The sequence below is a fragment of the Janthinobacterium salmonicoloratum genome (assembly GCF_051380845.1).
Classification (GTDB): domain Bacteria; phylum Pseudomonadota; class Gammaproteobacteria; order Burkholderiales; family Burkholderiaceae_D; genus Janthinobacterium; species Janthinobacterium lividum_F.
This window is the reverse complement of sequence record NZ_JBNYXV010000001.1, coordinates 687,472-705,470: the sequence shown is the minus strand read 5'-3', so window position 1 is coordinate 705,470 and position 17,999 is coordinate 687,472. Positions and strand designations below refer to the sequence as shown.

Here is a 17,999-nt window from a genome sequence, read left to right as displayed (position 1 = left end):
CGGCTGACCCTTCCGCCTGCTGCGTCCAGCCATTCGTGGCAGGCGGCAGCCATTGCCGTCAGCCTTGCATGCAAGCCCGGCGCGATGACCGATGCACTACACTGAAGGATGCGAATAGATGGCAAATATGAAAATCGGCACGCGCCTGCGCTGCGCCTTTGCATTGTTGACCTTGCTGCTGCTGGCGACCGCCGCGCTGGGCATGCTGCGCCTGTCCAGCCTGGAACTGCGCATGCGCGACGTGATCGATGACAAATATCCGAAAACCGTGCTGGCCAACGACATCATCAAGAATGTCAACATCATCGCGCGCTCTTCGCGCAACTTGCTCCTGATGAGTGAGCCGCAGCAGCTGGCGCAGGAACGCGCCACCATCGCCAGGGCGGGCGGCGAAACGGAAAAGGGATTGGCGCAGCTGGAAAAGGTGGTGCTGTCGCCGCAGGGCCGCCAGTTGATGGCGGCCGTGACGCAGGCGCGCACCGCCTTCAACGGCGGGCGCGACAAGGTACTGGCCCTGCTGGAAGAGGGGGCGCGCGACGAAGCGACCAGCTTGCTGCTCGGCACGGTGCGCGGCGAGCAGCTGCGCTACATGGCGGCGCTGGAAAGCCTCATCACGCATCAGCATGAGCTGATGGAGGAGGCGGGCGCCCAGGTGCACCACGAATACGTCACGGCGCGCAACATGATGCTGGCGCTGAGCGCGCTGGCCGTGCTCTTTTCGCTCGTCACCGCCTGGCTGGTCACGCGCAGCATCGTCAATCCGCTGCGCCATGCCCTGACCGTGGCGCAGACCGTGGCTGCCGGCGACCTGACATCGACCTTCGGCCGCCACGGCGGCGATGAAACGGGCAAGTTGCTCGACGCGCTGTGCATCATGAACGGCAACCTGCTCGAGATTGTGCAGCGGGTACGCGGCGGCACCGACACCATCGCCACGGCCTCGTCGCAGATCGCGGCCGGCAATATCGACCTGTCCTCGCGCACCGAGGAGCAGGCCAGCTCGCTCGAACAGACCGCGTCGGCCATGGAGGAACTCAGCTCGACGGTGCAGCAGAACGCGGACAATGCCCGCCATGCCAGCGTCCTGGCCGTCGAGGCGGCGAACATTGCCGGCGCTGGCGGGCAAGCCGTGGGACAGGTGATCCATACGATGGACGCCATCAGCGCGTCGTCGGCGCAGATTGCCGACATCATCGGCGTGATCGACATGCTGGCTTTCCAGACGAATATCCTGGCCCTGAATGCGGCCGTGGAAGCGGCACGCGCCGGTGAACAGGGGCGTGGCTTTGCCGTCGTCGCGACCGAAGTACGCAACCTGGCGCAGCGCAGCGCGGCGGCGGCGCGTGATATCCGCGCCCTGATCGCCACCTCCACGCAGCAGGTCGATGCGGGCGCGGCGCTGGTGGCGCAGGCTGGCGCCACGATGCAGGAAGTGGTGGCGGCCGTGGGCCGGGTCAGCCAGATGGTGGCCGACATCACGGCTGCCAGCGCCGAGCAAAGCACGGGTATCGGCCAGATCAGCCAGGCGGTGCTGCAGATGGACGAAGTGACGCAGCAGAATGCCGCCCTGGTGGAAGAGGCGGCGGCCGCCTCGCAATCGCTGGAGAGCGAGGCGGCGAACCTGCTGCAGGTGGTCAGCGTGTTTCGCCTGCAGCAGGGGCCTGCGCACAGCTTGCCGCGCCGAAGCGCGCCGGCCGTGCCGCGCCTGCTGGCCTAGTGGCGCGCCTAGCAAGGTTCGGGCACGGCGCGCGCGCGCTGCTGTGCGGTGCGCTGACCGCCTGCCTGCCGCTGGGTATCTGGCTGGACGGCGCGCGGCTGCGACATGTGGTGCTGGCGGCACTGATGTCGCTGGCGCTGGGCTGCGCCATGCTGTGGCGGAGGCGGCGCCAGGTGTGCGATGGGCGCGGCGGCAAGCCCAGGGCGTCGGCACGCAGCCAGCAGTTGCGGGCGCGCCTGGACAGCGCCATCGGTGACGGCGAATTCTGCTTTCACTACCAGGGCAAGTTCGATACGGCGCAGCTGCGCCTGGTCGGCCTGGAAGCGCTGCTGCGCTGGGACCATCCGCGCCATGGCCTGGTCTACCCGAACGAATTCATCGGCCTGGCCGAGCAGACCGACGCCATCGTCGCGCTGGGCAACTGGGGCATCGATGCGGCCTGCCGCCAGCTGGCGCAGTGGCGCGCGGCGGGACTGCCTTTGGTGCCGGTCGCGGTGAATGTCTCGGCGCGCCAGCTATGTCAGCCGCACTTGCCCGACTTCGTGCAGCACTGCCTGCAGCGCCACGCCATCGCGCCTGGCCTGCTGGAACTGGAAGTGACGGAAAGCTGCTGCATCGACGACATGGCGCAGGCGACGCAGGGATTGCGCCGGCTGCGCGCGCTGGGGCTGGTTATTTCGCTCGACGACTACGGCACCGGCCATGCGGGGCTCAGCCATGTCAGGATGCTGCCGATTCACACCATCAAGATCGACCGCTCCTTCATCCGCGACGTGGGCAGCGGCGGCAGCGCAGGCAGTGATACGGTGATCGTCGCCTCGACCATCGCGCTGGCGCGGGGCCTGGGCTTGCAGGTGCTGGCCGAGGGCGTGGAAAACGGGGAACAGCTGGCGCAGCTGCGGCGGCTGGGCTGCCCGCAGGTACAGGGCTTCTATCTGCACCGCCCGGCGCCCGCGGCCGAGGTGGCCGCGCTGCTGTCCGCTGGCGCGCCGGCCGGCCTTGTAACAGTATCGCGACATGGCGCCATGCGGCCTGGCGCGGATGCTCAGTAGAATATGACCACTGCAAGCCGCGTGCTTTAACACCTACTCCCCCACGCAAGAATGATAAACAGTCCCGTCCCGGCCTATGTCTTCGGCCCGTTTCGCCTTTTGCCGCTAGAACGCCTGCTGTTCGAGGGCGACCGCGCGCTGCGCCTGGGCAGCAGGGCCATGGACTTGCTGCTGGCGCTGCTGGAGCGCGCCGGCGACATCGTCGACAAGCATGAACTGGTGGCCATCGTCTGGCCCAATGCCGTGGTCGATGACGCGACCTTGCGCGTGCACCTGGCGGCGCTGCGCAAGGCGCTCGGCGATGGCCGCGATGGCCAGCGCTACATCACCACCATCCCCGGGCGCGGTTACGGCTTCCTGGCGCCGCTGGCGCACACGGGCCGGCTGACGTCCGGTGCGGCGGGCGCCGAGCCGCGGCATAACCTGCCCGTCATGCTGACGCGCATGCTGGGCCGCGCGGAGGTGCTGCAAACGATGGCCAACCAGCTGCTGCAATTGCGCCTGCTGTGCATTGCCGGTCCGGGGGGCATCGGCAAGACCACGCTGGCCGTCGTCCTGGCCACGCGCGTGCTGCGCCGCTATGCCGACGGCGTGTGTTTCGTCGACCTGTCGCCGCTGGAAGAGGGGCGCCTGGTGCCGCTGGCGCTGGCCACGGCGCTGGGGGTGGCGGTGCCGGCTGGCGACGCCATGCCGATCCTGCTGGCCTACCTGCGCCCGCGCCATATGCTGATCGTGCTCGATAACTGCGAGCACGTGATCGGCGCGGCCGCCATGCTGGCCGACGCCTTGCTCAAGGGCGCGCCGTTGCTGCACGTGCTGGCCACCAGCCGCGAGCCGCTGCGCATCACCAGCGAGCAGTTGCAGCGCCTGCCCGCGCTGGAATTGCCGCCGGCCGACGCCGTGCCCGATGCGGCGGCGGTCCGGCATTTCGCCGCGGTGCAGCTGTTTTGCGAACGCTGCGCGGCCGTCGACGACGCTTTCGTGCTGGCCGACGCCGATGTGCCCGTGGTGGTGGATATCTGCAGGCGGCTCGACGGCATCCCGCTGGCGCTGGAACTGGCGGCCGGGCGCATCGGCCATTTCGGCTTGCACGAATTGCGCCGCCAGCTCGACGACCGCTTTCGCCTGCTCACGCGCGGCGCGCGCAACATGCCCTTGCGCCACCAGACCCTGCGCGCCACGCTGGACTGGAGCTACGGCCTGCTCGACCCGCAAGAGCGCCAGGTGCTGCAGGCGCTGAGCGTGTTCAAGAGCCGTTTTCGGCTGGAGTCGGCCAGCGCCGTGGCGGGATGCGACGTGTTCGATACGCTGGCCGACCTGGCCGCGAAGTCCCTCGTCAGCATCGAGTTTTGCTGCCAGCACGTGTATTACCGGCTGCTCGACACCACGCGCGCCTATGCTGGCGCGCAGCTGTCGGCGGGCGGGGGCGAGGGCGCCGTGCTGCTGCGCCATGCGCACCATTGCCTGGGCCTGGCCGCACGTATCGCCGCCGACTGGGAGCGCATGCCGCCGGCCCACTGGAGCGCGCGCTACGGCCGCCATGTCGACGACCTGCGGGCCGCCGTCGACTGGGCCTTCGGTGAGGAGGCCGACGTGGCGTTGGGCGTGGCCCTGACCCTGGCCGCGCAAACCCTGTTCTATCAGCTGTCGCTGATGGATGAATACCGCGTGCGCGTGGAGCGGGCGCTCGAGCGCATGGCCACGCATGCGCTGGACGACGCCGACAGCGAGATGCAGCTGCATGCCTCGCAGGCGCACCTGCTGCTGCATACGCAGGGCATCACCGGCACCATGCTGCGTTCGTTTCAGCGCGGCTATGCGCTGGCCATGCGCACGGACGATGGCAGGCGCCGCTTTGAGGCGATTTGCGGCATGTGGATCTGCAGCCTGAAGCTGGCCGATTTCCAGCGCGCCGACAGTTACGTAACCCAGCTTGCCGTCCTGTGCGACACGCGCGACGACACGGCAATGCGGCTGGTGCTGGCGCGCATGCGCTCCGTGGGCGAGTATTTGCAGGGACGCTACGCGCAGTCCGCGGCGCTGGCGCGCATGGTACTCGCGCATCCCGAGGGCGCGGGGCGGCTCGGCTTCAACAATGCCTTGCTGGCCGATCACCAGGTTTGCCTGCGCGGCACGCTGGCGCGCTGCCTGTGGATGCAGGGCCGTCCCGACGACGCCCTGGCCCTGGTGCGTGAGGCGGTGGCGGTGGGCTTCGGGCACAATGGCGTCACGTTGTGCGTGGCGCTGGCCATCAATGCCATTCCCGTCGCCCTGTGGTGCGGGCAGCGGGGGCTGGCGCATGCGTGGACTTGCCTGCTGTGCGAGCACGCCGCCCGCTACGGCTTGCTGTACTGGAGCGCCTGGGGCGCCGCCTACCAGCGCCTGCTCGATGGGGGCGAGGCGATGAAGGAGTTCCCCTGGCCTTCGGTGCGCAGCTGGCCGATACAGGTCGATTTGATGGCCACCCTGCACGACGCGGCCGCCGATAGCCAGGCGCTGCGCCGTGCGCGCATGGGCCTGGCGCCGTGGAGCGCGCCGGAGGTGCTGCGGCGCGACGCACACCACCGCTGGCGGGCGCTGGCGCCAGACGATGCGGCCGGCCTGGAAGCGGTGCGGGTGCAACTGGAGGAAGCGCTGCAGCTGGCCAGGGGCCAGCAGGCGCCGGGCTGGGAACTGCGCTGCGCCACCAGCCTGGCGGCCGTGCTGCAGGCGCAAGGCCGCGGCGCTGCCGCGCATGCTGTGCTGGCCCCTGTCCATGCCGGCTACCGGCAGGGGCGCGAGACCACGGACGTGATGGCGGCAGCGGCTTTGCTGGCGCAGCTGGCCTGATGGCTATTCGTAGGCGCCCAGCCGGCGCTGTTCCTCCGGCGTGAAACTGGCGTCGCGCAGCTGCTGCAGGGCTGCCGCATCCTGCGCGCCGCCGGCCAGGCCGACCTGCTGCGCCTTGAGCGCCTGATAGGCGATGATGCGCTGCTGCCACTGCGATTCCTCGCGGTCCAGTTCCGCCAGACGCGCCGCCGCCGCCGGCGTGAACGTGCTGGCGCGCAGGCGGTAGACTTCATTTTCACCCGCGCCCTGGGCCCGCAGCGTCTTGACGGAGGTGTCCAGCTGCGCCACCTGCAGCGGCGCGTCGCGCGCGGCGCGCTGGGCCGGCGACATTTTCTGCTCCAGCGCGGCCAGTTGCGCCTGGCGCTGGGCTTCATCGAGCGTCGTGTCGCCGAGTATCGCCATGCGCGCCACGGCATCGTCGTCATACGCGTCGCTGGCGCCGAACAGGCCCGCGCTTTCCTCGGGCGTAAAGTAATTGCCGCGCAAGGCGCGCATGGCTTGCAGGCGCGCGCGCGCCGCCAGGGCCGCATCGGCTTGCGCCGGCAAGGCCTGTTCCGCGCCGGCCAGTGCCTGCTTGTAGGCCAGCCAGGCCCCCAGCAGGCGCTTGGCTTCGCGGGCGGGGACGGGCGCCAGGCGCCGGTCCAGTTCCGCCTCGATCTGGCTGCGGATGGCGGCCAGCGGCTTTTCGCCGAGGCCGGCCAGGTAGTAGTCGAACAGGTGGCCCAGTTCCGCGTCGACCACCAGCTTGTCGCCGGCGGCCACCGTCACGTTGCCGTCGGGCCGCGTGCCTTCCATCGAGCGCACGAACGCGAACAGGTCCGGTTCCGCCTTTTCCGGCGGCGGAGCGGGCGGCTCGCCCGGGCGCAGCACAAGGTACAGGGCCAGGGCTGCCAAGCTACCGCCGATGATCCATTTCGCGTGCATGCGCTTCTCCTTACAGTCCCAGGCCTTGCAGGCGGTTGGCTTGCTGGCGGAAGACGGTGACGGGGTTCGTCTCGAACAGGTTGACGATGCCGACGAACTGGTTGACTTCATCGAGGTGGTTCATGGCGTAGTCGTCGCGGATCACCTTGCCCAGGTGGCTGGAGCAGCTGCTGACCAGGCCATCGTTCTTGACGCCGCCGAAGGCCAGGCTGATGGCCGCCAGGGCCGGGTCGCCCACGTCGAGCACATTCGTGTACGGTTGCGCGCCGCTCCACGAAAAGTAGTACACGCCTTGCACCTGGTAGGCGCCTTCGCCGCAGGCGGAGGTGGGCACGCCTTGCGGATGACGGCTGTTGAAGGCCAGCGAGCCGGCCGTGGAGAGGGAGGTGAGCGAGGCGCCCGCGTTTTGCGGCAGTCCCTTGTTGCCCGACAAAATGCCGATCAGGGAGGCGAGTGCATTGCCCAGCGCGCCGCTGGTGTTGGGAATGGCGCCGCTGAGGATATCGGCCACCTTGGAACCCTTGTTGACGCCGGCCACGCTGGTGACGGATGCCACCAGGTCGGGGCGTACGGAAGCGACATAGCGGGCCGTGGGGCCGCCGTGGCTATGGCCGATCAGATTGACCTTGGCCGCTCCCGTGGCGGCGAGGATTTGCCGCACCTGCGACAGCAGCTGCTCGCCGCGCACTTCCGTGCTGTTGGCGGCCGACACGGTGGTCACATACACTTGCGCGCCGCCGCTGCGCAGGGCGGCGGGGACGCCATAAAAATATTCGACGGGACCCAGCTTGTCGAAGCCGAACAGGCCATGCACCAGCACGATCGGGTACTTCGTTTGCGTGTAGCCGGCGGCGCTGGCGCTGCCGGGCAGGATGGCGAGGGTGAGCAGCAGGGTCGATAGCAGTTGCCAAAAGCGAGTCTTCATTTTGTCTCCGTTATGTATTAATACTCGATTAATAGTGGAAATGTCGATGCTGTAGCGATTACCCGTGTGCTCCTTCACATTCTATCGATGCATTAAATATAGCGAGCGCTCGGTTTTCTGAATGTAGCACCACTGGATTTAAATTGCATTTGAATTGCATGATGCAGCGCAATAACTGTGGAAATTTGGCGTTGCTTATGTACCCATTGCATAGTTGAAAAGTAAAATAGTTGTTTTCCTGAGCTATAATCGGCCCGGCATCAGCCGTCCCGCCGTCTTGCAATGCCGTGTCCAGGCATTGCATGGATATCGCTCCTACACCGTTACTTGGGAATGCACTTGTCGACCCATTTTAATTTTGAACAGTTTCAGCAGATGACGCCTTTGAATGGCGAAAATATCTGGGAATATATTCTTGACCGCCATGCGGAGCGCATCGGCGTCAAACGCCGCAAGCCGGCGCTGGAAAATCTTGAACGCATCTTCGTCGCCACTTTCCGCCTGGCCAATGACGTGGGCTTCCGCGCCATGAGCTTGCGCGACCTGTGCCGCGAGACCGGGCTGTCGATGGGCGGCCTGTATGGCTACATCACCAGCAAGGACCAACTGGCCGAAATGATCGAGGACGTGGTGCGCCACGCGACGCAAGCGTTGCCGCTGCTGTTTGCCGACGTGAAGTCGCCGCTGGACCGCCTGGAAGCGATGATACGCTCGTCGATCTACCTGTCCGAGGTGCTGCAGCCGTGGTTCTATTTTGTCTTCATGGATTCGCGCGTGCTGCAGGTGGCGCAGCGCAGCATGGCGAAGAATTCGGAACTGTATGTGCAGACCCTGATCGCATCGACCATCGGCGAAATCGAACCGAAGCCGCAGGGCGATCCCACCTTGCTGGCCGCGCACTGCCTGGCCCTGTTCCAGGACTGGTACGTGAAACGCTGGAAGTACCGCGCCGCGAAGGTCAATGTCGACGATTTCGCCGACAGCGTAGTCAGCACGGTGCGCGGATACCTGAGCATGGTCAAGGCGCCGTAAAAACGCAGCCGAAAAAAAAGCCAGGATCGCTCCTGGCTTTTTCACTAGTTCGTTTCTACCGGTACTGTCTCCGGCAGGGCCGCCGGATCGGTCGGCGTCTCCACGTCCATATCCAGGGTCTTGATCCCGTTCATGTCGATGAATTCGTCATACAACCACTCGCCATCGACCTGGCTCAGGCCCGCCGGAACGGCGCGCGTGATTTGCGGGCGCGTCGACAAGGCCGTGCGCATGTAGTCGATCCAGATCGGCATGGCCAGGGTCGAACCGAATTCGCGTCCGCCCAAGGACTTGGGCTCGTCATAGCCCATCCACGCCACGGCCACGATGCCGCCGCCGTAGCCGGCGAACCAGCCGTCGACGGCATCGCTGGTGGTACCCGTCTTGCCGGCGATGTCGCTGCGTCCCAGTTTTTTCGTTGCCGCCGCGCCCGTGCCCGTGCGGGCTACTTCGCGCAGCATACTGTCCATCACGAAGGCGTTGCGCGGGTCCAGTGCCAGGGTCTTGTCGTCGTTCGGCGCGGGCGGCTTGGTCTGCATCAGCACCGTGCCCTTGGCGTCGACGATGCGGTCGATCAGATACGGTTCCACCTGGTGGCCGCCATTGGCGAACAGGGCGTAGGCGCCCGCCATCTGCACGGGCGTGACGGAACCCGTGCCCAGCGCCATGGTGAGGTTGCTGGGCTGGCGCGCCGGATCGAAACCGAATTTTTCCATGAAGTCGTGCGTATATGACACGCCCAGCGCGCGCAGGATGCGCACCGAGGCCACGTTCTTCGATTGCGCCAGCGCGTAGCGCATGGTGATGGGGCCGTCGAACTTGAAGTCGTCATTCTGCGGCGCCCACACCTTGCCGCCCGCCTGCATTTCCAGTGGCACGTCGTTGATCAGGGTGGCCGGCGAAAAGCCTTTTTCCAGCGCCGCCGAATACACGAAAGGCTTCATGGCCGAACCGGGCTGACGCCAGGCCTGCGTGACGTGGTTGAACTTCTGCAGGTTGTAGTCGAAGCCGCCCACCATGGCGTGGTAGGCGCCCGTTTCCGCGTCCAGCGAGACGAAGGCGGCGGCCACCAGTGGCACTTGCGTGATGGCCCAGTTGCCCTTGGCATCCTTGCTGATACGGATCACGGCGCCAGGGCGCAGCTTGATGCCGGCGCTCGCCTTGGCGGACAGGGCAGGGGCGGCAAAGCGCAAGCCGTCGCCCGTGATGGCCTTGGCGTCGCCGTCGCCCGTGTCGGCCACCACCTTGCCGCTGGCCACGTCCGTGACGACGGCGGCGATCAGGCCATCGCTGTCCGGGCGTTTTTGCAGCGCCGCGTCGATGGCGTCGTCGCGCTGCTCGGGGTCGATCGGCATGTCGATGAAGGTCTCCGGGCCGCGGTAGCCGTGGCGCTGGTCGTAGGCGATGACGTTGCGGCGCGTCGAGGCGTAGGCCGCATCCTGGTCCGCTTTCAGTATCGTCGTATAGACGCTGATACCCTTGGTGTAGCTGTCTTCCTTGAACTGCGCAAACACGGCCTGGCGCGCCAGTTCGGCCACGTATTCGGCGTGCGTATCGAAACCCTGCTTGCCGCGGGTATTGATATGCAGCGGCTGGGCCAGCGCCTGCCGGTACTGGCCTTCGCTGATGTAATCGAGTTCGCGCATGCGTTTCAATACCAGCTGCTGGCGCGCGTGCGCCTTTTTCGGATTGCTGATCGGGTTGTGGCGCGAGGGGTTTTGCGGCAGGCCCGCCAGCATGGCCATTTCCGCGATCGACAGTTCCGACAAGGGCTTGCCGAAGTAGGTCTGCGCCGCGCTGCCGAAGCCGAACGAGCGCTGGCCCAGGTACATCTGGTTCATGTACAGCTCGAGGATCTGGTCTTTCGACAGGGCCGACTCGATTTTGAGGGCCAGCATGATTTCATTGAGCTTGCGCGAGGCGACTTTTTCGCGCGTCAGGAAGAAATTGCGCGCCACCTGCATGGTGATGGTGGAACCGCCGCCGTGGCCGAAGCCGTGGCGCAGGTTCGACAGCACGGCGCCGCCGGCGCGCACGAAGTCGATGCCGTGGTGTTCGTAAAAACGGCCATCCTCGATGGCCAGCAGGGCCTTTTTCATCATTTCCGGCACTTGCGCAATCGGCACGAAGTCGCGGTGCTCTTCGCCGAATTCGCCGATCAGCACATTATCGGCCGTGTACACGCGCAGCGGTATCTTCGGCTGGTAGTCCGTGATGACGCCCAGTTCGGGCAGGCGCGGGCGTACGTACAGGAACAGGTAGGCGGCCAGCAGCACGGCTGCGGCCAGCGCGGCGGCGCCGGCGAGGATGAAGCCGCGCACGGTGGCGCGGCGGGAAGGCCAGGGGAATCCGGATCGTTTGGCAGTCAAGGCAGTCTCACATGAGCGTGCAAGGCACGGTGGCAGCGATTATAGACCAATGCGCGAGCGCTTCCTGTGCGGGCGGGGCGGCGGGGCAGGTCTCCGGGACCGGGTGCAAAAAACCTTTTCATCGAAACGCGGCTGTGCGATAGTCTCGGCTTCAAGAAAATAGCCCGGGCGTCGATCCGGGCTGTTTATTTTATACAATTAAGGATTTATTTATGGCAAAAGATGCAATGCCGAGCGCCGTGAAGCCGTATATTCCGGCCGATGCGAAGCTGCCCGAGATGACCTTCCGCGCGCTGTTCATGGGCGTCATCCTGGGGATGGTCTTTGGCGCCTCCTCGCTGTACCTGGTGCTGAAAGTGGGCCTGACCGTCAGCGCCTCGATCCCCGTCGCCGTGATCGCCATCACCCTGTTCGGCCTGGCCAAGAAGGTGGGCGGCAAGGATTCGTCGATCCTGGAAAACAGCATCACGCAAACGGCCGGTTCGGCCGGCGAGTCGTTGGCCTTCGGCCTGGGCGTGACCATGCCCGCCATCCTGATCCTGGGCTTCGACCTGGAAATCTCGCGCGTCATGCTGGTCGGTATCCTCGGTGGCCTGCTGGGCATCCTGATGATGATCCCCATGCGCCGCACCATGATCGTCGACCAGCACAAGGAACTCAAATTCCCCGAAGGCACGGCTTGCGCCGAAGTGCTGAAGGCGGCCGCCACGGAAGACTCGCGCATCGCCGCCGGCGAAAGCATCGAGAAAGACTCGGCCGCTGCGCTGGACGCCAAGCGCCGCGCCAAGATCATCTTCGGCGGTTTCGCCGTCGGCTTGCTGTATAAAGTGTTCAATATCTCGTTCAAGGGCTGGAAGGATACGCCGGGCGTGGAATTTGCCGCACCGCTGAAGGGCGGCTCCATCGGCGCCGAGATTTCCCCTGAATTGCTGGGCGTGGGCTACATCATCGGCCCGCGCATCGCCGCCACCATGGCGGCCGGCGGCGTGCTGTCGTACCTGCTCTTGATCCCGATGATCAAGTTCTTCGGCGACAGCCTGACCACCGTGCTTTCGCCAGGCACCAAGTTGATCAGCGAAATGGGTGCCGACGACGTGCGCAGCGCCTACGTGCTGTACATCGGCGCGGGCGCCGTGGCCGCGGGCGGCCTGATTTCGCTGGTGCGCGCCATGCCCATGATCTGGCGCAGCCTGTCGGCCGGCCTGAAAGGCATCGGCAAGGGCGTGAAGAGCGATTCCACCTTGCGCACCGACCAGGATATCCCCCTGAAATGGGTCATCGTCGGCTGCCTGTCCATCATCGCCGTGATCACCTTTGCCACGCCGCTGCACATGAATTTCCTCGGCGCGCTGCTCATTCTCGTCTTCGGCTTCCTGTTCGCCACCGTGTCGTCGCGCCTGACGGGCGAAATCGGCTCCTCGTCGAATCCGATCTCCGGCATGGCCGTGGCCACCTTGCTGTTTACCTGCCTGATCTTTCTCATCATGGGCTGGACGGGCGGGCGTTACTATGTGACTGCCTTGTCGGTGGGCGCCATCGTGTGCATCGCCGCCAGCAATGCCGGCACCACTTCGCAGGATCTGAAAACGGGCTACCTGGTGGGCGCCACGCCGCGCCTGCAGCAGTACGCGATCCTGGCCGGCGCCTTGTCGTCGGCCCTGATCCTCGGTCCGATCCTGCTGAAACTGAACGAAGCGAGCACCGTCTACGTGCCGGCCGCGCAAGTGGCGCCAGGCTTGACGGTCGATGCGTCCAAGCTGACGGTGACGGGCGAGCTGCATGGCCCGCAAGCCGACACCGACCACAATACGTATAAAGTCTGGCAAAAGACGGACACCGTGGGCGGCCCGGCCGGCAAATATTTTGTCAAGGACGATGGACAACTGGCTTACCTGGTCGATCCGGGCATCAATGGCCATTACAGCAAGCGTCCGGACGGTTCGGAAGTGAAAAAATACGATGCGCCGAAAGCCGTGCTGATGTCCTACATCATCAAGGGCATCCTCGACCAGCAACTGCCGTGGACCCTGGTGCTGTTCGGCGTGATGATCGCCGTGGTGCTGGAAATGGCCGGCATACCGTCGCTGGCGTTTTCCGTGGGCGTGTACCTGCCGCTGTCGTCCACCCTGCCGATCTTCGTCGGCGGCCTGGTGCGCTGGCTGGCGGACCGTCGCAACAACAAGCTGGAACACAACGCAAAACTGAACGAGGAAGAGCGTCAGCTGGCGGGCGACCGCAGTTCGGGCGTGCTGCTGGCGTCCGGCTACATCGCCGGCGGCGCGCTGGCTGGCATCATCATTGCGATTACGGCCGGCGTGCTGACGCACTTCGACCAGATGATGGCCGACTGGGCGGAGCACGGCAACCCGTTCTACGCGGGCCTGCACTCGGATGCGCTGTCGTTGCTGCCGTATGCGGCCATCATCGTGCTGCTGTATATCGTGGCGCGTGAGAAGAAAGCGGATCGCCCGCAGGCTTGATGTTTTACGCACGCCAATGAGAACCGCCCGGTGTCATGACTATCCGGGCGGTTTTTTTATGTGTGCCCGATGGGCCGCGCCGCCAGCTGCGCCGCGCTGGCGTAGATCGTCACGTGCTCACTGGCCAGCCGGTGCAGGTGCTCATAAAACGCCTGCGCCGGAATGGCCCACGACGCCGCGTCGCCCACCTGGCCGTTGACGCGCAGGCCGGCGGTGTCAAATTCCCGGTGAAAATACGCGCGCAGGTCGCCGCGGCCGGGATGGTCGATGCGGCGGTGTGCGACGGCGGGATCGAAAGGGCGCACGGGCACGTCCCAGCGCTGGCCGGCGTGGTCCAGGCAGGCCAGCAGCTTTGTATCGTCTTCCCACACGGGCACGGGAAAGGCGTCGCCCATGGCGTCTTCCAGCGCGTGATAGAACGTCACCGGCCCCATGGAAATGCCGAGACCCAGCACCTTCGCGTGCTCGCAGCCGATAAACCGCTGCCAGGGCGAGTCCATGCCGAAGATCGAGGGCGCGTGGTGGTGCGCCTCGGTGAGGTCGGCGGCATGGTGGCCCCACGCGGAGACGGAATGGGTGGGGTGGATGCTGCGCCGGACACCGGCGCTGGCGAGGAACGCTTCGGGCAGGCGGCCCATGTGCGTGCCATGGCGGCGCGGGTCGAACACATAGTCCGGCATGGCGCAGGTGGCGCGCACCGTGCCGCCGGGCAGATAGTAGGTGGGCAGCAGCAGGGTGCCTTGCGGGCCGACGGCGTCCTGCAGGGCGCCTATCACGGCCAGCGCGCCGCCTTCCACGTAGCCCAGGCTTTTCAGCGAAGAATGCACGAACAGCGTATCTCCCTGCGCGATGCCCAGCCGCGCAAGGTCGGCGGCCAATCCGGCGCGCGTCACGTGGGGCGCGTTGTGGCGCACGTGCCGGGCGCTGGCGGCGCGGTGCCACGCTTCCAGCGCGGCCCTGGCGGCCCGCCTGGCCTGTTCAAGCATCGTTTGCTTTCCCAGCCAAATCCGGTTCCAGGTCCAGTTCCAGCAGGTTGGCATCGATGCAGAATTTGGCGGCCCAGTTCAGGTAAGCCCAGGTGCCGTAGTCGCCATCGACGGGAAACGAACCCTTGACGCCGCCGCGCGCGTGCGCGGGACCGTCGATGCTGACCGAGCGACGCACAAAACGGTTCAGTCGGCGCCCCGCGTCGAGGTAGTGCCGCTCGCCCGTGAGCTGGTACAGCAGGAACAGGCAATGGGCGTTTTGCGCGGAACCCGTGAGGCAGGCGTAGCCGGCCCCCGGCTGGAAGTCCGGACCGAGGCGACCGGCCAGATAGCCGTCGGCAGCCACGGCCCTGGCGACGCTCGTTCCGGTGCGCGCGGCGGCGTTCAGCAAGTCGGCGCGCGCCGAAAAGCGGTGCGCTTCGAGCAGGCCGCGCAAGGCGTAGCCGATGGTATGGGTCAGGGGCAGCAGCGGGTTGTCGAGGCAGTTCGAGGCGAACCAGCCGTTGGGACGCTGTTTGGTCAGTGCCCAGTCGACCTGGCGCAGGCCGGCCGCGCCATAGCCGTGGCCCGGCGCGACGCACTCCGCTTCGAACAGGCCCCACGCCACATGCGTTTCGTAGGCCTTGTCGCCCGCGCTGGCGAACGGCGTCGGATGCCGGCGCCAGCAGCCGTCGGCATCCTGGCTGTCGCGCAGCCACCTTGCCGCGCGATGCATGGCTTCCTGGTATGGCGCGCCGTACGCTTGCACGCCGGCGGCCAGGCCAAGCAGGATTTGCCCCGTGTTGAAGGTGACGGGCACGCGCGGCGTGGAATCGATCTTCCCGCCCTGAAAACCGCCTTCCGGGAACTGGATGGCCACGCACCAATCGAGCATGCGGCGCGCGCGCCCGTGCAGCCCATCGTCGCCCGTGCGCTGCGCCAGGGCGATGAAGGTGGGGATGATGTAGCCGGTGGTTTCCGGGTAGGAGCTCGACCACCCTGTCAGCAGGCTGTAGTCGCGCGCGACGCCGCCGTCGTTTGAGCTGGAATGGTCCTGCGCCGCGCATAGCCAGGCCGTGCAAGCCTTGACGACGGCTTGCGGTCCGGGATCAACGGCGGGCAGGCCGCGCCGGTCCGACAGCCGCTCCATGCGCGCCGCCGCCGGCAGCCCCGCCTGCGGCGCCAGTGTGTTTCTGATTTTCGTGAGCAAGGTGCGCATGGCAGCGATGGCGTAGTGGTTGGCTTTGGCTACTGTAGCGCTGGCTGCCGGCAGGGCTATTGACTTGCCGCAAGGATCAGCCGCCGCATCGCTGCGGCCGGAATTGAAGCATAATGGCTACTTCACCGTCGTCGACGAGGCCCGCCATGAACAGCGTCACGCTTGAGTACACAGTCGTCACCAATCCCGACTCCTTTGTTGGCTTTAAGTATTACGTCAAGGCGGGGCAGGCATTCGATGCCGACGATTTCGCCTATTCCTACAAGCTGAACCGGTCCGACCTGGACCCGGACAGCGTGCTGGCCACCCGCGAGGCGGCGGCGAACCTGCAGCCGGGCGAGTGGCTGACGGTGTCGCATTCGATTGCGGCGTAGCCGGCAGCCTTACGCTGACGCAAACCAGGCGCGTAGCTCGTCCTCGGCCCTCTGCGCCGTTGCCTGCGTCAAGGTCAGCACGATGATTTTTTCCCGCGCCGGGCGGTGTCCATCGCCGTCGGCCAGCTCGATGGCTTGCTCGAAGCTCGTGTAGTCGTGGCCGAATTCCAGCGGGCATTGCTGCACGATGCGCGCCGCCTTGCCAGCGTTCCGGTCCGCCAGGTTGATGATGGGATTGCCGTCATAAAACGGCTGGCCGTTGGCAAAGGCGGTGCGCAGATACGGCGCGCATAGACCGTCGAGGAAGGCCAGGCGTGCCTGCCAGTAGGCTTCTAGCGCCGCATACACGGCCTGGTCCTCGAGAAAATCGGCAAACAGGAAATCGTTCATAGGGTCTCTCCGGCTAGATGCCGAACACTTTCAACAGGGCGTCCGTCAATCCCTCGAACCAGCTGCCCACCTTGCCCGGCTGCTTGCCGTGGCGCGGAGTTTCCTCGTACAGGTAGACGCCGTTGGCGCCGTCGAAGCGGTCGTTGAGCAGCGCCTGCTGGCCGCGCAGGTAGGGGATGAAGGTTTCGCTGCGCAGGGTCGAGTACAGCACGTCGGTAGTAAAACCCAGGGTGGCGGACTGGCTGATGGAGCGGCCCTGGCCGGCCCGCTCCAGGCGCACGCCGCGGCAGCCGCGCACGATCAGGGTGACGGGGCCGCGAAAGACGACGAAGCGCAGCTGCAAGGTAAGCCAGGCGTGCAGGCTGCCCAGGCGCCAGTGGCACGATATCGCCAGTGGCTGGCCAGAGTCGCAGATCAATCCCACCAGCCCCCGTGGCTGGAATACCAATGCGCTGCCGGCTGGCAGGTGAACGATGGCCACTTCCAGCAGCGGATCGTCGCTGGCGGAAATTGTCACGGATGCCGTCGCGTCGCTGTGCAGGCGGGTCAACGCCACCATGCCGGCGGCCAGGCTGGTGAACGGGAAGCGCCAGTCCAGCAGCCATTGTGTGCGCTTGCGCGTGCTGACGGGCGACGATTGCAGGTATTCGGGATGGATCAGCATCTGCTGCCCAGGGTTTAGCTGTAATGCCTGCGACACGGAGGAGATGCGCGATTCGCCATGTGGCGGAAGGGGAAGGGAGCTGCCCGCCATCTGCAACTCGCGCGCAATCGACAGCGGCGGCAAACGGGAAGCGATGGGTGCCAGCACGAAGTAAAAGAAGGCCTTGATGGCGACGGGGAGCAGGATGGCCGACAGTACCAGCAGGGCGGCCGTGGGCGCCACGTCCATGACGGGAGCGCGCCAGCGAGCGATCCAGTTGTGCGCCAGCTGTGTTTCGCCGGCCGCGATGGCCTTTTGTACGGGTGCCAGCGCGCCGGCTAGCGCTTGCTCGTCGATGGCGAATGGCGCGGGGCGGGCGGCGTTCGTGGCGTCGCTGGTGCGCGCGCGCTGTGCTGCCCAGGCCTTGTAAGCCTGCAGGTTGATGTCGCGCAGGCGCTGGCCTTGCAATTCGAGCTGCGACAGCTGCGCGTAAGCGTCGCTGCCGGGCAGGCGGGCCGCCAGCGGGTGCTGCGCTTCCAGTTCCCGGCGCTGGAGCAGGTTCTGCTGCAGCATCGCATACGCGCTGACGTGTTCCGCGTGCAGGCGCGCCAGCGCGTGCCGCGCATCTTCGCCGCTGAGCGCCGCCTGCAGGGAGGTCAGATAACGGGCTTCCTGCACCAGCACTTCGATTTCCACGCGGCGCGCCGCTTCGTCCTGCGCGTGCAGGGCCAGGGTGTTCGTGTCGGGCAGGGGAAGAGTAAACAGCGACGGTTGCTGCCGCGCGTGCAAGGCGGTCAATTGCGCCTGCACTTGCGCCAGCCTCGCGGCGATGGCCGTTTGCGAGGTCTTTTGCAGGGCGTTGACTCTCGCCGTGGCGGCCGCCGCCAGGCCGGCGCCATGATGATCGGCGCCGTAGGCGGCCAGCCTGAGCGCGGCCACGGCCTCGCTGCCGGCGCTGTAGGCGCGCCATTCGGCCAGCAGCAGGCGGCCGGCCAGCAGGATGACGATGAAGAGCGCGAACTGCAGCGCATGGCGCAGCAGGAAGCGCAGGATGGCCGTCAGCAACTGGCGCAAGGACGG

The 17,999-nt window shown here is 66.3% G+C and carries 13 protein-coding genes; 6 read left to right on the top strand and 7 right to left on the bottom strand.

Features of this window, described 5'->3' with window-relative positions:
- Window positions 1-118: 118 nt before the first annotated feature.
- From ACQ4WY_RS03255 to ACQ4WY_RS03245, 3 genes are read left to right on the top strand one after another with little or no spacing between them, the layout of a single operon-like run.
- Window positions 119-1,717, top strand: a complete 1,599-nt coding sequence (locus ACQ4WY_RS03255) for a methyl-accepting chemotaxis protein (RefSeq protein WP_436502799.1) — start codon at window positions 119-121, stop codon at window positions 1,715-1,717.
- On the top strand, window positions 1,717-2,769 hold the full coding sequence (locus tag ACQ4WY_RS03250) for a putative bifunctional diguanylate cyclase/phosphodiesterase (protein WP_436502798.1): 1,053 nt from the start codon (window positions 1,717-1,719) through the stop codon (window positions 2,767-2,769). The genes ACQ4WY_RS03255 and ACQ4WY_RS03250 overlap by 1 nt, the downstream gene beginning before the upstream one ends.
- A 51-nt stretch (window positions 2,770-2,820) precedes the next feature.
- On the top strand, window positions 2,821-5,598 hold the full coding sequence (locus tag ACQ4WY_RS03245; RefSeq protein ID WP_436502797.1) for an ATP-binding protein: 2,778 nt from the start codon (window positions 2,821-2,823) through the stop codon (window positions 5,596-5,598).
- A 3-nt stretch (window positions 5,599-5,601) separates the two neighbouring features.
- On the opposite strand, the gene ACQ4WY_RS03240 is transcribed toward ACQ4WY_RS03245, so the two are convergent.
- Window positions 5,602-6,522 (bottom strand): lipase secretion chaperone, encoded by a 921-nt coding sequence (locus ACQ4WY_RS03240; RefSeq protein ID WP_436502796.1) that lies wholly within the window; start codon window positions 6,520-6,522, stop codon window positions 5,602-5,604.
- A gap of 10 nt (window positions 6,523-6,532) precedes the next feature.
- Entirely contained in the window at window positions 6,533-7,447 is a 915-nt protein-coding gene (locus ACQ4WY_RS03235) for a lipase family alpha/beta hydrolase (protein WP_353656765.1), read from the bottom strand.
- A gap of 333 nt (window positions 7,448-7,780) precedes the next feature.
- Here ACQ4WY_RS03235 and ACQ4WY_RS03230 point away from each other — a divergent pair, with 333 nt between their 5' ends.
- Window positions 7,781-8,479 carry a TetR/AcrR family transcriptional regulator gene (locus ACQ4WY_RS03230; protein WP_436502795.1) on the top strand — a complete coding sequence of 233 codons (699 nt, stop codon included), beginning with the start codon at window positions 7,781-7,783 and terminating at the stop codon, window positions 8,477-8,479.
- Between the two features lie 44 nt (window positions 8,480-8,523).
- On the opposite strand, the gene ACQ4WY_RS03225 is transcribed toward ACQ4WY_RS03230, so the two are convergent.
- Window positions 8,524-10,848: a penicillin-binding protein 1A gene (locus ACQ4WY_RS03225; RefSeq protein WP_436502794.1), complete on the bottom strand. Its 2,325-nt coding sequence runs from the start codon at window positions 10,846-10,848 to the stop codon at window positions 8,524-8,526.
- Between the two features lie 212 nt (window positions 10,849-11,060).
- Here ACQ4WY_RS03225 and ACQ4WY_RS03220 point away from each other — a divergent pair, with 212 nt between their 5' ends.
- Window positions 11,061-13,328, top strand: a complete 2,268-nt coding sequence (locus ACQ4WY_RS03220) for an OPT family oligopeptide transporter (RefSeq protein WP_436502793.1) — start codon at window positions 11,061-11,063, stop codon at window positions 13,326-13,328.
- Window positions 13,329-13,384: 56 nt separating this feature from the next.
- On the opposite strand, the gene ACQ4WY_RS03215 is transcribed toward ACQ4WY_RS03220, so the two are convergent.
- Entirely contained in the window at window positions 13,385-14,314 is a 930-nt protein-coding gene (locus ACQ4WY_RS03215; protein ID WP_436502792.1) for an AAC(3) family N-acetyltransferase, read from the bottom strand.
- The gene (locus tag ACQ4WY_RS03210; RefSeq protein ID WP_436502791.1) at window positions 14,307-15,512 is read right to left on the bottom strand and encodes a prenyltransferase/squalene oxidase repeat-containing protein; all 1,206 of its coding nucleotides are present in this window, start codon (window positions 15,510-15,512) and stop codon (window positions 14,307-14,309) included. Before ACQ4WY_RS03210 ends, ACQ4WY_RS03215 begins: the two co-directional genes overlap by 8 nt.
- Window positions 15,513-15,625: 113 nt before the next feature.
- On the opposite strand from ACQ4WY_RS03210, the gene ACQ4WY_RS03205 reads away from it, so the two are divergent.
- Window positions 15,626-15,886 (top strand): hypothetical protein, encoded by a 261-nt coding sequence (locus ACQ4WY_RS03205; RefSeq protein WP_436502790.1) that lies wholly within the window; start codon window positions 15,626-15,628, stop codon window positions 15,884-15,886.
- Between the two features lie 9 nt (window positions 15,887-15,895).
- On the opposite strand, the gene ACQ4WY_RS03200 is transcribed toward ACQ4WY_RS03205, so the two are convergent.
- Both ACQ4WY_RS03200 and ACQ4WY_RS03195 read right to left on the bottom strand, forming a co-directional pair.
- On the bottom strand, window positions 15,896-16,276 hold the full coding sequence (locus ACQ4WY_RS03200) for a hypothetical protein (RefSeq protein ID WP_436502789.1): 381 nt from the start codon (window positions 16,274-16,276) through the stop codon (window positions 15,896-15,898).
- A gap of 13 nt (window positions 16,277-16,289) precedes the next feature.
- The gene (locus tag ACQ4WY_RS03195; RefSeq protein ID WP_436502788.1) at window positions 16,290-17,993 is read right to left on the bottom strand and encodes a hypothetical protein; all 1,704 of its coding nucleotides are present in this window, start codon (window positions 17,991-17,993) and stop codon (window positions 16,290-16,292) included.
- Window positions 17,994-17,999: the final 6 nt, after the last annotated feature.

What these genes read in the sequence shown, in the direction of transcription:
- ACQ4WY_RS03205 (WP_436502790.1), top strand. Translation starts at nt 15,626, where the DNA reads ATGGCTACTTCACCGTCGTCGACGAGGCCCGCCATGAACAGCGTCACG.
- ACQ4WY_RS03215 (WP_436502792.1), bottom strand. Translation starts at nt 14,314, where the DNA reads ATGCTTGAACAGGCCAGGCGGGCCGCCAGGGCCGCGCTGGAAGCGTGG.
- ACQ4WY_RS03220 (WP_436502793.1), top strand. Translation starts at nt 11,061, where the DNA reads ATGGCAAAAGATGCAATGCCGAGCGCCGTGAAGCCGTATATTCCGGCC.
- ACQ4WY_RS03200 (WP_436502789.1), bottom strand. Translation starts at nt 16,276, where the DNA reads ATGAACGATTTCCTGTTTGCCGATTTTCTCGAGGACCAGGCCGTGTAT.
- ACQ4WY_RS03210 (WP_436502791.1), bottom strand. Translation starts at nt 15,512, where the DNA reads ATGCGCACCTTGCTCACGAAAATCAGAAACACACTGGCGCCGCAGGCG.
- ACQ4WY_RS03235 (WP_353656765.1), bottom strand. Translation starts at nt 7,447, where the DNA reads ATGAAGACTCGCTTTTGGCAACTGCTATCGACCCTGCTGCTCACCCTC.
- ACQ4WY_RS03230 (WP_436502795.1), top strand. Translation starts at nt 7,781, where the DNA reads ATGCACTTGTCGACCCATTTTAATTTTGAACAGTTTCAGCAGATGACG.
- ACQ4WY_RS03240 (WP_436502796.1), bottom strand. Translation starts at nt 6,522, where the DNA reads ATGCACGCGAAATGGATCATCGGCGGTAGCTTGGCAGCCCTGGCCCTG.
- ACQ4WY_RS03255 (WP_436502799.1), top strand. Translation starts at nt 119, where the DNA reads ATGGCAAATATGAAAATCGGCACGCGCCTGCGCTGCGCCTTTGCATTG.
- ACQ4WY_RS03245 (WP_436502797.1), top strand. Translation starts at nt 2,821, where the DNA reads ATGATAAACAGTCCCGTCCCGGCCTATGTCTTCGGCCCGTTTCGCCTT.